The sequence below is a fragment of the Marisediminitalea sp. genome, assembly GCF_984433645.1.
This window is the reverse complement of the sequence record NZ_CFIDRX010000103.1, coordinates 1-15608: the sequence shown is the minus strand read 5'-3', so window position 1 is coordinate 15608 and position 15608 is coordinate 1. Positions and strand designations below refer to the sequence as shown.

The following is a 15608-nucleotide window of genomic DNA, read 5'->3' as shown; positions in this document are numbered from 1 at the left end:
CCGGTGCCTAAATAATCTTCAGTAAGTTCTGCCCGGAAACCAAACTCTTCACTAACGTAGGCATAGTAAGCATAGATATCCAGGTTGTAGCCGTTAATTGCGAGTTCCGTTTCTGTGCCAACGACCACTTTATTTTGTGCATCATCCAGCCTGCGTACGTATTCGAAATTCCAGGTTTGTGTGTCGCTTGAGGAATACCGCCACTCTGCACGAGCGTAATTGCCAGCAGTGATGCGTTCAATGCCAAATTCAACGGCATGTTGCTTGGTGAGTGACGCTGAATATTCCAGTTCGAAATAGTCTGAGCTGTCCCTTAGAGACAGAGCACGATTCGGGTCGGTGTCATTGAGGCTGCCAGCCACGAACTCCAGCTGATGGCCTGGCCTAACACTGGTTACGTAGCGAAGTCCCTGGATCCAACCGTCTTTCGATAATCCGGTTGCTGATACGCGTCCTTTGTAAGTGGGTATAACACCAAACTCTACTTTTCCCTGCTGCAGGGAACGGCGAAAATACAGTCGACGGACTGCGAATTCCTGTGAGTCTGACTCACCAAAAGTATTGTGACTGGATGCAAAGTCATCGCCGGTAACAATAAAACTATTCAGGCTCCACTCATCGTTAAACGTGATTTGGGGGTAATACCTCACCCGGTACTGAACTCTATCGTCGCGGTTCGACCGATTGTCATACCGCACCTGAACATCAATTCGGTGATCGTAAACCGGATTCGACTGCAATGGCCAACTGGTCAGTACAATACAAATATACAAACATTTTTGTGCGGTTTGCCTGAAAGTCGCTGTGTTCAAACTGGGTGTACACATAAGGGCTGAATGACATGAGTGTACGTAAAAACAAAGGGCTGCGCAAAAGTTACAGCAAGAAAAAAGCCGGCAATGTGCCGGCCAAACAAGTGGAGAAGTACCTTTGGATAAAGGTATTCAGTCGCGTCCGAGCATGGGTCACATAATGCAATTAGCGCCTGAATGAGAGATTAGACTTAAGTTTAATCTCTTGGTTCAAATATAGTGAGAAAAAAATCGAAGTGATAATTAATATTATTAATCAGCCTGATTGGAAAAATAGAATAAAAGCCGTTTGTGTTATCTACAGACATAAAAAAAGGGCCTGAACAGGCCCTTAAATCTTTGATGCAGAGAGTGCTAGCTTAAACCCAGCTTCTTCTCGAGGTAGTGGATATTTGTTCCACCCGCGTAGAAGTTCTCATCTGCCATAATACGCTGCTGAAGTGGCACGTTGGTTTTGATGCCATCTACGACCAGCTCGTCCAGTGCGTGACGCATACGCGCAATCGCCTCATCACGGCTTTCGCCATAAGTGATCAGCTTGCCAATCATGGAGTCGTAATACGGCGGCACAGTATAGCCAGCGTAAATATGCGAATCCCAACGTACACCCAGTCCACCCGGTGAGTGGAACATATTGATCTTACCCGGGCTTGGAATGAAGTTGTTTGGATCTTCTGCGTTAATACGACATTCAATGGCGTGGCCGCGGATTTGGATTTGTGACTGGTCAATCGACAAAGGCTGGCCAGCGGCAATACGCAGTTGCTCTTTTACCAAATCCACACCGGTGATCATTTCTGAAACCGGGTGTTCAACCTGAATACGGGTGTTCATTTCAATGAAATAGAATTCGCCGTTTTCATACAGGAACTCAAAGGTTCCCGCGCCGCGATAGCCAATTTCGATACAGGCTTTGCGGCAGCGGTCGCCGATCTTATTACGCATTTGCTCAGAGATACCTGGCGCAGGTGCTTCTTCTACTACTTTTTGGTGACGACGTTGCATAGAGCAGTCGCGCTCACCCAAGTGGATAGCGTTACCCTGACCATCGGCCAGGACCTGAATCTCTACGTGGCGTGGGTTTTCGAGGAATTTTTCCATGTAAACCACGTCGTTGCCAAACGCTGCGCCCGCTTCTGCCTTGGTCGTTTCAATAGACTTAACCAATTCCGCTTCGCTGCGAACTACGCGCATACCACGACCACCACCGCCACCGGCAGCTTTAACAATGATCGGATAGCCAATGCGCTTAGCAATCGCTTTATTGCGCTCTTCATCTGCAGTCAGCGGGCCATCTGAACCGGGTACGCAAGGTACGCCGGCTTTCTTCATGGCGTTGATTGCCGATACCTTGTCACCCATCAGGTTAATGGTATCCGCTTTTGGTCCAATGAAGATAAACCCACTCTTTTCTACTGCGTCTGCAAATTCGGCATTCTCTGCCAGGAACCCGTAACCCGGGTGAATCGCAATGGCGTTGGTGACTTCTGCGGCTGCGATGATGCGAGGGATGTTCAGGTAACTTTCTGTTGCCGAAGCACCACCAATACAGATTGACTCGTCAGCCAGCAGTACGTGTTTAAGGTTTCTGTCTGCCGTGGAGTGCACGGCAACCGTCTTGATCCCGAGCTCTTTACACGCTCGTAGGATCCGTAGCGCAATTTCGCCACGGTTAGCTATGAGTACTTTATCCATGCCTGACTACCGCTTATTCGATAATGAAAAGTGGCTGATCAAATTCTACCGCTTCCTGGTTTTCTACCAGAATGGCTTTAACAACACCGGCTTTGTCAGACTCGATTTGGTTCATCATCTTCATGGCTTCAACGATACACAGGGTATCGCCAACGTTAACGCTCTGGCCTACTTGTACGAATTCTTTCGCAGTAGGTGAAGATGCGCGGTAGAAAGTACCTACCATAGGCGATTTTACCGTGTGGCCAGCTGGTGCAGCAGGCTCAGCTTCCGCCGCAGGAGCAGGTGCTGCAGCAGCTGGAGCGACAGGCGCTGCTGGTGCTGCAACCGGTGCACTGTAATGAATAGGCGCAGCAGCTTGTGAGCTACCACGGTGGATGCGTACAGACTCTTCACCTTCGGTGATTTCCAGTTCGGCAATACCTGATTCTTCGACCAGCTCGATCAGTTTCTTAATCTTTCTAATATCCATAATCTGTCTCTTTAGTTTTGTTTGTTCAGCATATCGACTGCCGCGTCCACAGCGAAATAATAGCCTTTGGCACCAAAGCCTACTATTACGCCCGCAGCGATATCGGAGAAATATGAATGGTGTCGGAAAGCCTCTCTGGCATGCACGTTCGACAAGTGCACTTCAATGAAAGGAATGTTGACGCCCAGCAGTGCATCACGCAAAGCGACACTGGTATGGGTGTAAGCTGCAGGATTAATAATGATGGCATCCACATCGCCCATTGCGCTGTGAATACGCTCAATCAGTTCGCCTTCTGCGTTTGATTGAAAGTGTAACAGCTCAACGTTTTTTGATTTGGCATACCCGGTAAGTGACGACACAATCTCTGACAGCGTCGTGTAACCGTAAGTTTCTGGTTCCCGCTTACCTAACAAATTCAGGTTCGGGCCATTTATTAATAGTATTTTCATTAAACTTGCAGCAATCTTGCGTCTATTTTCGGTGTACTTGCTAGTTATACAGAAAAAGCAAAAAAATTAACACCTAAAACGCGTTCAAATCCGACTTTTACTAAGTTAGTCAGCAATTATAGAGAATAATCATTATTTAGCAGCAAAATACTGGTCTAATCAGGGGAAATCGGCGCAAACTTGCCTTCACAAATAGGGCGAAGCACAGGTTTGCGTCGTGGTTTACTCGATTTTTAGTAGCGGTTGCCTTTTGCTTTTGCCCGAATCGCGTCAGTTAACGCGTTGGCAATGTCGGGGATAGGTAAGGATTGGTCCACCCCGCCGCGCTTCACGGCCTCTTTTGGCATACCGTATACAACGCAACTTTGCTCATCCTGGGCAAAGGTTTTGGCGCCTTGTTCGTGCATTGCCTGCATGCCTTCTGCCCCGTCTCTGCCCATACCGGTTAGTATGACGCCAAATGCATTCTGACCGACGGCTTTGGCCAGACTGTGAAATAACACATCAACAGATGGCTTATGCCCGCTTACGCGTTCGCCGTCACTCAGTTGTGTGCGGTAGTCTGCACCGTACTTAATAACACTCAAGTGTTGGTCACCAGGTGCAAGGTAAGCATGGCCGGGTAGCAGACGCTCGTTATGCTGCGCTTCTTTTACGGTTAACGCGCACATGCCGTTTAGGCGTTTAGCAAAGCTGCTGGTAAACCCGGGTGGCATGTGTTGTGTCATTACTATGGCTGGGTAGGACGCGGGCAGACGGATCAAAAGATCTTTAATGGCTTCGGTTCCGCCTGTACTAGCCCCAACACCCACAATGAGCTCTGTACCTGTATAGCTCAGTTGAGTCTGACTCACCGCTTCATTGGCTGTGCGTTTGGTTACCTTGGCACTGGCCGCAGCAATAATTTTGCTGGTCACCGTTTCCTGAAATGCCATGAACTTTGCCTGAACATCAATCTTAGGCTTGGGAATAAAATCGATTGCCCCTAACTCTAGCGCCAACATGGTGGCGTCGGCGCCTTTTTCTGTCAGCGTTGAAATCATCACAACCGGAGTGGGTTTGGCCTTCATCAGGCGGTCCAGGAACGTGAGGCCGTCTACTTTGGGCATTTCGATATCCAGCGTAATGACATCCGGATTAAATTTCTTCACCATCTCTTTCGCTACGTAGGCGTCGGGCGCGGTGCCAACCAGCCGTAGTTGAGGATGAGACGAAATAATTTGCGTCATCAGTGAACGGATCAGGGCGGAGTCATCTACAACTAAAACGGATATACTCATAGTACTTACTCAAAAAAATCGACATCACCCGCAACGGGACTGTCCTTGATACGCATGCGGTACTCACTCTCACGATCAAGTATAGTGTTGTTATGCATAATTTTGATTTTTCTTACTCTTACTTCGCCGGTATCGGGGAAGAAGTACACTTTTCTGGGGTAAGGACCGAGTAAATCCCTGGCCAGAATTGGGATCTTTTCAATTTGCAAATAATCCAACACAAACTCGCTATTGCGCTCGCCTACATTATTGATGGTAATGCCCTGTAACACATTGCCACCACCAAACACTTTCGCTTCTAAACGGCTCTTCGATGCTCCCAGCTTTAAGAGTTCGTTAATCAACAGCTCCATGGCGAAAGAACCATAACGGGCCGACGCATTCAAATTGCCGGCGGGGGCCATGTCTTCACTGGGTAACAAAAAGTGATTCATGCCACCGATGTTGGTTACCGGGTCACGCAAACACACGGAAACACAGGAACCCAGCACGGTTACAATCATCGTAGGCTCACGGGTTGCGAAGTATTCACCCGGCAGTATTTTGACCGCGTCACGGTCAAAATGGCGATCAAAATACCGATTGGGAATGGGCAATACAGGCAGTGTTGACAAAGTGAGCCCCTTACACGACCTGATAGATGGTTTTACCCATCGGACGCATCAGATGTGCCAGGTGTGAAAAATTTTCGGAGTGCCCTGCTATATACCAGCCGTTTGGCTTAAGTAGTGCCAGCATGCGTTTCAGAATCACTTCCTGGGTGGGTTTGTCGAAGTAAATCATGACATTGCGGCAGAAAATGATATCGACACCTGCCTTTACTTTATAGTGATTGTGCAACAGGTTTTGCTGAAAAAACCGGACAGCATGTCGCAGTTCAGGGATCACTCTGGCGTGTCCTGCGTTTGCCCCTTTGCCTTTGTGGAAAAACTGTTTGCGTCTGGCCAGGCTCAGCTTCTCTACCTGCGCTAGAGGGTAGACACCCGCAGTGGCTTTATCCAGCATTTTACTGTCGATGTCAGAAGCCAGAATGGTGATATTGTGTTTCAGCGAACCACGTGCCTCGGCACAGGTCATCGCAATGGAATAGGGCTCCTCACCACTGCTGGAGGCGGCACACCAAATAGTTAACGACTCCGGGTGCGTCTCGAGAAACGACGCCAGCGCGTCGAAGTGATGGGCCTCTCTGAAAAATGAGGTCAGGTTGGTGGTAAGGGCGTTTATAAAGTGCTCGGTTTCCGCCTTATTGGTATCCAGAAATGCCAGGTATTGCTGGAACGACTGGTGTCCAAGGGCACGCAGCCGCCGGGATAGGCGGCTGTACACCATGCTGTCTTTGCTATCGGCCAGATTAATGCCCGTCAACTGACGTATTTTCTGACGAACAGCCTCGAACTCTTTATTACTGTACGCGAAAGGCCTGTCCATGCGTTTCTCCCGCAGTCAGTGCTTAAAAGCTCTCCCACTCGTCATCGTCTGGGTGCGATGCCTGCAGTGACTTCTTAGGGGCGGCGGCCAGTGCTTTAGCCGAGACTTTTGGCTTTGCCGGCGGTGTTGCAGGGGCCATGGGTGGCGCAGGCGCTATCTCCTGAACATGACCCAATTCAAAGAAGTTAACCCGTGAAATTAACTGTGACGCCTGAGAACTCATACTTTCGGCGGCTGCAGCGGCTTCCTCTACCAACGCGGCATTCTGCTGGGTCATTTCATCCATTTGCGTCACTGCTTTATTGATCTCGTCAATACCACTGGCCTGCTCTGCTGACGCGGATGCGATTTCAGACATGATGTCATTTACCCGCTGAATGGCAGTCACAATTTCCTGCATGGTTTTGCCTGACTCGTTCACCAGCTCGTTACCGCTTTCTACCTTAGTTACAGAGTCTGATATCAAATCTTTAATGTCTTTGGCGGCGTTTGCTGAGCGCTGGGCGAGGGTTCTTACCTCAGACGCTACAACTGCAAATCCGCGGCCCTGCTCCCCTGCTCTGGCAGCCTCTACGGCGGCGTTAAGTGCCAGAATATTGGTTTGGAACGCAATGCCGTCGATAACGCCAATGATGTCTTCAATTTTCTTGGCAGACTGATTAATGTCGGCCATGGTACCAACGACCTGCTCAATCAACTTACCGCCGTCAATAGCCACTCTGGACGCTTCTGATGCCAGTCCATTTGCCTGTTTGGCATTGTCGGCATTCAACTGAACAGTACTGGTGAGCTCTTCCATACTCGACGCAGTTTCTTCCAGACTCGAGGCCTGTTGTTCAGTGCGGGTTGAAAGGTCTGTATTACCTTTGGCAATTTCAGCTGACGCATTGTTGATCGTTTCCGAGCCAGAGCGGATCTCGTGAATGATGTTTGTCAGGTTTGACACGAACTCATTCACTGACTCTGCCAATTGTTTAAATTCGCCCTCGTATTCACGCTCTAGTTTGGACGTGAGGTTACCCTTCGACAGCGATAACATGATTTCGCAAATATCATTCACCGCCATCTTACGCCCGGTGATATCCGTGGCGTATTTAACCACTTTGAATACTCTGCCATTGTGGTCGAAGATGGGGTTGTACGTGGCTTGAATCCACACTTCCTTACCGCCGTTGCCGATGCGGTGGAATTCACCAGACTGAAACTGTCCTTCGGCCAGTTGTTCCCAGAACAACCGGTATTCACTGCTGGAACGTTGGGCGGGATCCACAAACATACTGTGATGCTTGCCCTGAATTTCCTTCAGGGTGTAACCCACGGTATTCAGGAAGTTGTCGTTGGCCTGCAGGATTTTTCCAGAGGGCTCGAATTCAATTACGGCCTGAGACTGGTTGATCGCATCGATTTGACCAGAGAAATAGGCATTTTTCAGCTTTTCTGCGGTAATGTCGACGGCGTATTTTACTACCCGGGTGACTTTGCCGTTACTCGCTGTTACAGGGTTGTAGGAGGCCTGAATCCACACCTCGTTACCCGCTTTGTCGTAACGCAGGTATTCGCCGCTTTCAAATTCACCTTTGGCTAGTTTAGTCCAGAAGTCTTTGTATTCGGGAGACTGTGCGTAGTCGGGTGCGACAAACATTCTGTGGTGTTTACCCGCGATTTCGCTTAAATCGTAGCCCATGAGGGTCAGGAAGTTGTCGTTAGCACTGACAATTTCGCCGGTGGGGCGAAATTCTATAACGCCCTGGCTGCGGTCGAGCGCTGCCAGTTTATTCGACGACAGATTAAACTCGGTTTTATCTACCCATTCTACGATGGCGCCGTCGGCATTGCCTTGTGCGTCCAGCAGGGGAGTGAGCTTTAGGTCAAAGTTAACATCGCCCACCACGATCGATGACTCCATCGGGGCGGTAAGTTCGGCAAGAATTCTGCGCTGGTGGCCGGGATTCTTGTGGAACTGGTCAATGTTCTGACCCACCAGATTGTCTGCCGAAAAGTGAGGCAGCACTGTGCGGATCTCTTCTTCGTAATGTTTCAGCAGATTGTAAACCGCAGGGTTGGCGTAAATAATGTTCCGGTTTTTATCGGCGACCATTACACCTGAGGTAATAGCATCCAGGGCGATTTCATAAAACGCCGGTGCTTTGGGTTCCGGGGTGCTGCTGCCCCCAAATAGTTCACGTAAGTTCATACAGAGCCCTCGTTCTGCTGATTCATGCTGTCGAATATGCCGATTTCCTCACTGGTAATCAGGCGCTCGATGTTGACCAGAATAACTAAACCATCATCCACACTGGCCAAGCCGTCCAAATAACGGCTGTCAAAGGCAACCCCAAACTCAGGTGGCGGATGTACTTCCTCTTCTGTGACATTGATAACGTCAGAAACGCTATCGACTACTATGCCAACAATGCGATCCTGTACATTGAGCATGATGACAATAGTAAATTCATTGTAGGTCGCTTCGCTGACCTTAAACTTGACGCGCAAGTCGACGATGGGAACGATGTCGCCGCGCAAATTAATCACGCCTTTAATAAAGTCTGGCGCATTGGCTATTTTGGTAACGGGCTCGTAGCCGCGAATTTCTTTCACCTGGATAATGGCGAGTCCGTACTGCTCTTCGCCGAGCATGAAGGTCAGGTATTCCTTGCTTTCACCGACGGAGGCGGCGAGTAATTTTTCCTGTGATGAGACTGATTCCATCCGGATTACCCCACTTGGCTCAATTGTTCAGTTTTTGCGAGATTATCGACATCGATAATCATAGCGACTTTGCCATCACCCATAATGGTGGCGCCCGATATTCCGTCGACTTTGCGGTAATGACGCTCAAGGCTTTTGATGACGACCTGTTGTTTGCCTAGCAGTTGGTCAACGATAATGCCGTAACGTTTCTTACCTACTTCCACCAACACAATAATCGACTCGGAGAGCGGTTTGGGCTTACCGGGGATACACATCTGCTGGTGCAGGGATACGAGCGGCCAGTAGGCATCCCGGCTCCACAAGACATTGTCGTTTGCCAGCGTTTTGATTTGTTCGGTGGTAGGTTGCAAAGACTCAATGATGTTGAGTAGCGGAATAATGTAGGTTTCATCGGCAACCGACACACACAGACCGTCGATAATGGCCAGCGTTAAGGGCAGTTTTATCGTGAAGGTCGAACCTTGTCCGGCCGTTGAGCTTATTTCGATTGACCCCTGGATTGCTTCGATATTCTTGCGAACCACGTCCATTCCTACCCCGCGACCGGATACGTCGGTGACAGCATCAGCGGTAGAGAAGCCCGGTGCGAAAATAAGTTGCCAAACTGCTTCGTCAGGCATGGATTCATCGACGTCTAAGCCATTACTGATGGCTTTTTCCAGGATCTTGTCGCGGTTCAGGCCACCGCCGTCATCCTGAATACTAATCACAATGCTGCCGCCGCGTTGTTCTGCTTTGAGGATCACGGTGCCGACTTCAGGTTTTCCTGCCGCCAGGCGTTTTTCTAACGGCTCAATGCCGTGATCGAGGCTGTTTCTGACCAGGTGCGTAAGCGGATCGGCGAGCTTCTCAATCATGCTCTTGTCGACTTCTGTTTCGCCGCCTTCAATAACAAGGTCAATTTTCTTATTCAGTGTTTTCGCCAGGTCGCGCACCAAACGGGGGAAGCGGTTGAACACAAAGGATACGTGAATCATACGCATCGACATGGTGGCTTCCTGGATTTCCCGAATATTTCTGGATAGCTCTTCCAGCGTAGCGTTGAGCTTTTCACCTGAGTTGCCGTCTACTTCCTGGCCTATCATCGACAAAATAGACTGGGTGATAACCATTTCACCAACTAAATTTACGACGTTGTCTATTTTCACCGTGTCGACCCGAATAGAACCGGTGTCTTTTGCTGCGCTTTGTTTGGCAGCGGGTTTAACTGGTTTCTTGGTTACCGGTTTCGCTTTTGCGGGTGGGGCTTTGGGTTCGTCGGTAAAAAAGCCAAATGCCTCGTCATCCGGGATGGCTTGCGCAGGTGTTGGTTCAGTAAAAAAGCCAAAACCATCATCGTCAGTCGACGCCTCTTTTGACTCAACAGTAGCGGTATTTGTTACTTCCTCGCTGCCTGGCGCATCGTCGAAGAAGCCAAAGCTGTCGTCGTCACTGCTTTCTGTGGTTTCTGCGCTATTGGCGCTTGCAGCAGATACCTGCTCGGACGGTTCGTCATCGAAAAATCCAAACCCATCCTCTTCTTCTGTAGTGGCTACCGGCGTGTTATCGGAACCGCCAGTATCGTCATTCAATATGGCTTCTAAATTGGCTTTACCCTCTTCGATTTGCTGCCAGTCTATGTCGCTTTCGTCCTGGTAACACTGGATAATGACACCCAGCGTATCGGTAGTAGCGAGTAACACATCAACAATGTCTGTCGTCAGGTCCAGTTCGTTGTTTCGCGCTTTATCCAGAATCGTTTCCATGACATGAGTGAGCCCGGTCAGCGCGTCAAACCCGAAAATGCCACTACCGCCTTTAATAGAATGCGCGGCACGGAAAATACTGTTTAAATCTTCTGGATCAGGAGCGTCAGTAGAGATATTCAGCAATAACTCTTCCATGGTTTGAAGATGCTCAGTACTCTCTTCAAAAAACACGGTATGAAATTGATTCATATCCACTGACATGACGATTACCCCAGCACTTTGGACGCGATTGCGAGTAACTTGGAAGGATCAAAAGGCTTAACCATCCAGCCCGTTGCGCCTGCTGCCTTACCCTGCGCCTTTAAGGCATCACCCGCTTCGGTTGTAAGAACAATAATCGGTACGGCTTTGTAGCTTGCCATGCCCCGGAGAGATTTAATTAACGTGATGCCGTCCATATTCGGCATGTTCTGGTCTGTCAGCACAAAGTCGTAACGGTTGGTTTGGCACTTATCGAGCGCGATCTTGCCATCTGCAGCGGTTTCTACATCGTAGCCCGCCCCCTTCAGTGTTACTTCAACCATTTGCCGAATCGACATCGAATCATCAACAATTAGTATCTTTTTACCCATAATCTATTAATTCCTAACTAATGAGATAGTCGTGAGATTGCCTTTCGCGTTTCTTTCTACTGATTCACACAATGCATCAAGCAATGCGAGCCCTCTGCCACTCAGGGTCTGTTGTTGTTCTGAAACGTCACTCCGGCAAAAGCCGGGTCCCGAGTCCTCTACGGTCACTTTTATAAACGTAGTAGAGTTTGTGTAAATGTGAATATTTATTTGATCATTTTCCTGTAATTGCGCTATCCGCTCATCTCTAAGACTTAAATAGGCAGAAAAGCCCTCGATATCGTTTTTTAAAGACGAGTCAATCTGAAGTATGCCGTGGTCTACAGCGTTATTAACTAACTCAGCAAGCACCGTAAACGCCTTCTGACACAGCGACTTTGGTAGCTCTGCATTTTGTAAAATGAACATCACCTGGCTGAGTACATCAACCCGCACAATGGCCTGGCCATTTAACTGAAAACGGTAGTCCAGTTCACCAAAATTCTCGCTAACCGATACTTCATTTGAGGCCAGTTCTTCCCGGAGTGTCTGGCCGTCGATGACACACAATGTGATGTCGTCTTCAATTGGTCTTCCCTGGGCATGTGAAACACAGATATCCATTAGCTGAATCAGACTCTGGCCTTCGCTGGCGAGTGCTTCTGCCTGCTCAATGAGGCGGTTTAGCGTTAAGGCTTGCCCTTCGGCATTTGTTTGCTCAATCAAGCCGTCAGAAAACAGGGCGATCTGACTGACGGTTGGCAAACTGATTTGTTCGGCGGTCACGCTGAAGTCCTCCGGGCTCATTATCCCCAATGGCATTGAGCGTGACTTGAATCGCAGCAGATCACCGCTTTGCATACTGCACAGTATGTCGGGTAACCCAGCGTTGATGACGTGCACTGTTTCAGTGTAGGGGCAAATTTCCAGTCCCAATACGGCAATGAAGCGGTCATCGGGTATTTCAAAATAGAGCTTGCGATTGATTTCGTGAAAAATTTCATCCAGCGCTTTGCCTTTTGACGCCATTGCCCTGGCTATGGAAATCAATGGCAAAATACAAATGGCCGCTGCCAGTCCGTGCCCCATGGCATCGGCGAGAAAAATCTGTACTTTACCCGTCGGGGTTGAGGGGCAAAAAATCGTGTCACCACTGAAAGTGGTCATGGGTTCGCTTTTTACATCAACGTATCCTGGCAGGCTGTTTTGGGCAGTCGCCATGTTGTCATAAACGTGCTGAGCGAGCGCTTCTTCCTGTGATTTTTCATCGATAAACTGGGTGAGTAAACGGTTCTTGTTTGCCAGTTCAATGTTGGCTTTTTTGAACGACATCAGGTTGCGAATTTTTTCCCACAGCATACTGATGCTGACTGGCTTAACCAGGTAGTCATGAACACCAGAGGCGAAACTTTTGGCTATGCTGCTAACGTCTTCGTCGGCAGAAACCATTAAAATATAGGGTTTAAGCCCTGCTCGTTGCAGAAAGGGGATCAGAGCGGCGCCTTCACCGTCGGGCAGGTGGTTATCGATAATCGTGATATCGAAATGGTGCCTGGATACGGCTTCTTTTGCATCCTCCAGCGTATGGCAGGCAACCACCGTGAGGTGTTTGCTAACCAGATCAGCTAGAACCAGGTCACAAAATATCGCGTCATCATCAACAACCAGTATGGAAAACGCGCCCGGTGGAAAGGGCATGTCTGTCATGGCATAACACCTGTTATCGGATTTTTACCATTTTGTCGAAGTTGGCAATTTCCAGTATTTCTAACGCAGTGCCATTGGCACTAACGATTTCTACGTCACTATTACTCGCTTTTGCACGTTTCTGCAGTAAGACAATCATGCCCAGCGCAGCACTGTCTAAATACATTACGCGGGAGAAATCCAGCGTGATGGTGGCGCCAGCATTTTCCTCGAGTAACTTGTTGTACTGGTCGGTAAAAGCTTTGTGAAAACTGAAATCGAATCGTTCCGGTATTGCTATCGTTGTGCTCATACGTGTTCCTTAAAATAACTCAATCTCGCCTGCATCCACTGTAGAGGATGAAACGGGGTTGTGGAGTCCTGCCCATTCTGATTTGATTTTTTGTATGAAAGCGTCAGGTTGTTGCATTGCTTGAGCGCGTTTCTGGTCGTCAAGCAAGTCATCCAGGTGCATGGAAAGCACCGAGATAACGTTTATGGTGTATTCGATGTACTGGCGATTAATATCACCAAACTGAAGGCTTCGAGTTGCATCGCTCAGCGCGATGTCGAGTTGCATGGCGAGGTCGTGTAGTCCGGACGTCACTTTTTGATCATGTTCAGCTTTGGTGATTATCCGCTCCAGCTCTGTATTGATATCTTTCTTGGCTTCGATGACATAACTCACGTCATAGGCGGCTAACTGGCCGATGCGGTCACTCAGCGATGAGATCTTGCTGTTGATGCCGTTAATTTGCGTTTGTATTGACTCGCTGAACTCCGCAGAGCGGTTAGACAGGGTTCGTACTTCGTCTGCTACCACAGCAAAGCCTCTGCCGTGTTCGCCTGCGCGGGCCGCCTCTATTGCCGCATTCAGTGCCAAAAGGTTGGTTTGCCCGGCAATGCTATCGATGTCTTTTAACGCCTGAATAACGGATGGCACGGTCTCATTGATGGCGGTGATTTGCTCAAGGATTTCCATGATCCCGGCTGACATGTCTACGGTGCTTTGAATAAATCGGTCTAATGTGACGGCTGTACGCTCGGCAAAACTACGCATCTGGTCGCTGTGCAGCTCCTCGCTGCCTTCATCCGCAGTGATCAGGCTGTGGATCGTATTGCTTTGTTGATCAACCAGGCCTCGTAAACCCACGAAGCTACTACTCAGTGTGTCTACCGCATCGTTGTGCGTAGATAGAATGTTATTCAGGTTGTCAGTGCAATCTGTCAAAACCTCAGAACAGGTTGATGTAATCTGCTCGTATGCTGGGTTATCGGTAACAGGGGGGGGAGACATGCCTTTTGATGCAGCTGCCGGTGACGATGCCGTTGTGTTCGGCGGACTGTTCTTCGAGAAATACGCTTCAGCGCCTATCGCTGCAGCGGCAACTACTAACACCGCGATTATGCCTGAACTGATCCAGGCAACGCCCAAAGCAATGAGTGTGGCAATCCCTAACACCATTAACTTATTTGTATTCATCCGCTTCACCGGCCCTTATTTGCGTTTTAAAATTTGCTGCAGAGACGAATTGCGACTTGGCCAACTTGTTGATTATCTGAAATTTATTGCTATTCCTTGCGGAAAAGTCCAGTACGTGACCTCTTGTCCCAGTCCTAAATGTAGGCAAGGATCTGAGGTCTTGCAAATTGTCAGACCAAAAAGAATATTGTTTTTGTATCAGGTGTTTAAAGAGGGCGAGATGCAGATTATGATGTCAATTAATCGTCGGTTAGCGACGGTAAAATGACAGGGATGAATGCGCCTCCGGCAATGCCGAAGGCGTGAAATTCTGGCTGTTGTTAACCTTTGTTCAGTGCCGCGCGCACATGCTGGGCAAAAGGCTCTGCTCGCATAAATCCGGTGACTCGCGCCTGACTCAATTCGGTGCCCTGAGCATCGAACAGCAGAATGGTGGGCAGTCCGAGAATATTGAAGGACTCCTGAAACGCCAGGTTGGTAGGCGTGTTATCCGTCAGGTCGATTTGCATCCATACCGTATTGCTAAGCGCATCGATTACCGCGGGATCCGGGAAGGTGTATTTTTCGAATTCTTTACAGGCAACGCACCAGTCAGCATAGAGATCAACCATCACAGATTTTCCCTGTGCGTTGGCGTCGGCCAGTTTTTGTTGGAAGTCCTGCAGATTTTTGACGACCAAGAATTCCGGATGTGAAACAGCCTGTTGCTTATATTGTACGCTTGTATTTGTATTGCTTTGCACATCGTTGAATATGGTCTGGTAGCCCAGCATGGCACTGCCAAATAAGCCTAGGAAAATCACAATACTGCGTACGCCTTTCCAGAAACTGCTGGCAGACGACTGATTGATGACCTGGAAATAACCAAACGTCGCTAAACCGAGTCCGGACCATAGCAGCCAGGTGTACTCTGAATTCCACAGCCGTTCTACAAAGATGATAGCCACGGATAGCAACATAAAGCCAAATGTTGTTTTTACGACATTCATCCAATTGCCCGCTTTAGGCAGTAATTTACCGCCGGTCATGGCGAAGATAATCAGTGGGATACCCATTCCCAGACTAAGTGCGTACAGGGCCAGGAAGCCCAGCAGCAAGTCGCCGCTTTGGGCAATAAATAGCAATATGCCTGTGAGTGGTGCTGTAGTGCAGGGGGAAGCAATTAGCCCGGAAAGTACGCCCATTACAAACACACCAGTCAGGCTGCCGCGCTGTTGCGCGTTACTGACCCCGGTGAGTTTTTCCTGCCATTTTCCAGGCAGCTGAATTTCATAAGCCCCAAACATGGC

At 48.9% G+C, this 15608-nt stretch carries 15 protein-coding genes; all 15 read right to left on the bottom strand.

From position 1 onward, the window contains the following. Window positions 1-773 (bottom strand): hypothetical protein (locus tag AC4MRN_RS13365; RefSeq protein WP_491203554.1); only part of this gene is annotated, 773 nt, incomplete at its 3' end. Between the two features lie 393 nt (window positions 774-1166). Further along, window positions 1167-2507, bottom strand: a complete 1341-nt coding sequence (accC, locus tag AC4MRN_RS13360; RefSeq protein WP_073317867.1) for an acetyl-CoA carboxylase biotin carboxylase subunit — start codon at window positions 2505-2507, stop codon at window positions 1167-1169. 13 nt (window positions 2508-2520) lie between these two features. Then, complete coding sequence (gene accB / locus AC4MRN_RS13355; protein WP_073317864.1) at window positions 2521-2979, bottom strand: acetyl-CoA carboxylase biotin carboxyl carrier protein; 459 nt, start codon at window positions 2977-2979, stop codon at window positions 2521-2523. Window positions 2980-2990: 11 nt separating this feature from the next. Further along, on the bottom strand, window positions 2991-3431 hold the full coding sequence (aroQ, locus tag AC4MRN_RS13350) for a type II 3-dehydroquinate dehydratase (RefSeq protein ID WP_073317861.1): 441 nt from the start codon (window positions 3429-3431) through the stop codon (window positions 2991-2993). A 233-nt stretch (window positions 3432-3664) separates the two neighbouring features. After that, complete coding sequence (locus AC4MRN_RS13345) at window positions 3665-4711, bottom strand: protein-glutamate methylesterase/protein-glutamine glutaminase (protein ID WP_073317858.1); 1047 nt, start codon at window positions 4709-4711, stop codon at window positions 3665-3667. A gap of 5 nt (window positions 4712-4716) precedes the next feature. Next, a complete protein-coding gene (gene cheD, locus AC4MRN_RS13340) occupies window positions 4717-5325 on the bottom strand; it encodes a chemoreceptor glutamine deamidase CheD (RefSeq protein ID WP_073317855.1) in 609 nt (202 codons plus the stop codon). A 10-nt stretch (window positions 5326-5335) separates the two neighbouring features. Next, window positions 5336-6139, bottom strand: a complete 804-nt coding sequence (locus tag AC4MRN_RS13335; protein ID WP_491203553.1) for a CheR family methyltransferase — start codon at window positions 6137-6139, stop codon at window positions 5336-5338. A 22-nt stretch (window positions 6140-6161) separates the two neighbouring features. Continuing rightward, a complete protein-coding gene (locus tag AC4MRN_RS13330) occupies window positions 6162-8333 on the bottom strand; it encodes a methyl-accepting chemotaxis protein (protein ID WP_491203552.1) in 2172 nt (723 codons plus the stop codon). Beyond that, window positions 8330-8848, bottom strand: a complete 519-nt coding sequence (locus tag AC4MRN_RS13325; RefSeq protein ID WP_073317846.1) for a chemotaxis protein CheW — start codon at window positions 8846-8848, stop codon at window positions 8330-8332. The genes AC4MRN_RS13330 and AC4MRN_RS13325 overlap by 4 nt, the downstream gene beginning before the upstream one ends. A 5-nt stretch (window positions 8849-8853) precedes the next feature. Further along, on the bottom strand, window positions 8854-10800 hold the full coding sequence (locus AC4MRN_RS13320; RefSeq protein WP_491203551.1) for a chemotaxis protein CheA: 1947 nt from the start codon (window positions 10798-10800) through the stop codon (window positions 8854-8856). A 5-nt stretch (window positions 10801-10805) separates the two neighbouring features. Continuing rightward, entirely contained in the window at window positions 10806-11171 is a 366-nt protein-coding gene (locus AC4MRN_RS13315) for a response regulator (RefSeq protein WP_073317839.1), read from the bottom strand. Between the two features lie 6 nt (window positions 11172-11177). Continuing rightward, entirely contained in the window at window positions 11178-12857 is a 1680-nt protein-coding gene (locus tag AC4MRN_RS13310) for an ATP-binding SpoIIE family protein phosphatase (protein WP_491203550.1), read from the bottom strand. Window positions 12858-12870: 13 nt separating this feature from the next. After that, a complete protein-coding gene (locus AC4MRN_RS13305) occupies window positions 12871-13149 on the bottom strand; it encodes an STAS domain-containing protein (protein ID WP_073317833.1) in 279 nt (92 codons plus the stop codon). Between the two features lie 9 nt (window positions 13150-13158). Then, window positions 13159-14319, bottom strand: a complete 1161-nt coding sequence (locus AC4MRN_RS13300) for a methyl-accepting chemotaxis protein (RefSeq protein WP_491203549.1) — start codon at window positions 14317-14319, stop codon at window positions 13159-13161. Window positions 14320-14639: 320 nt separating this feature from the next. Continuing rightward, window positions 14640-15608, bottom strand: a 969-nt coding sequence (gene dsbD, locus AC4MRN_RS13295; RefSeq protein ID WP_491203548.1) for a protein-disulfide reductase DsbD, incomplete at its 5' end; no start/stop codon positions are given.

Coding starts and splice junctions, on each gene's coding strand:
- accC (WP_073317867.1), bottom strand. CDS start 2,507: ATGGATAAAGTACTCATAGCTAACCGTGGCGAAATTGCGCTACGGATC.
- accB (WP_073317864.1), bottom strand. CDS start 2,979: ATGGATATTAGAAAGATTAAGAAACTGATCGAGCTGGTCGAAGAATCA.
- aroQ (WP_073317861.1), bottom strand. CDS start 3,431: ATGAAAATACTATTAATAAATGGCCCGAACCTGAATTTGTTAGGTAAG.
- AC4MRN_RS13345 (WP_073317858.1), bottom strand. CDS start 4,711: ATGAGTATATCCGTTTTAGTTGTAGATGACTCCGCCCTGATCCGTTCA.
- AC4MRN_RS13335 (WP_491203553.1), bottom strand. CDS start 6,139: ATGGACAGGCCTTTCGCGTACAGTAATAAAGAGTTCGAGGCTGTTCGT.
- AC4MRN_RS13330 (WP_491203552.1), bottom strand. CDS start 8,333: ATGAACTTACGTGAACTATTTGGGGGCAGCAGCACCCCGGAACCCAAA.
- AC4MRN_RS13325 (WP_073317846.1), bottom strand. CDS start 8,848: ATGGAATCAGTCTCATCACAGGAAAAATTACTCGCCGCCTCCGTCGGT.
- AC4MRN_RS13320 (WP_491203551.1), bottom strand. CDS start 10,800: ATGTCAGTGGATATGAATCAATTTCATACCGTGTTTTTTGAAGAGAGT.
- AC4MRN_RS13315 (WP_073317839.1), bottom strand. CDS start 11,171: ATGGGTAAAAAGATACTAATTGTTGATGATTCGATGTCGATTCGGCAA.
- AC4MRN_RS13310 (WP_491203550.1), bottom strand. CDS start 12,857: ATGACAGACATGCCCTTTCCACCGGGCGCGTTTTCCATACTGGTTGTT.
- AC4MRN_RS13305 (WP_073317833.1), bottom strand. CDS start 13,149: ATGAGCACAACGATAGCAATACCGGAACGATTCGATTTCAGTTTTCAC.
- AC4MRN_RS13300 (WP_491203549.1), bottom strand. CDS start 14,319: ATGAATACAAATAAGTTAATGGTGTTAGGGATTGCCACACTCATTGCT.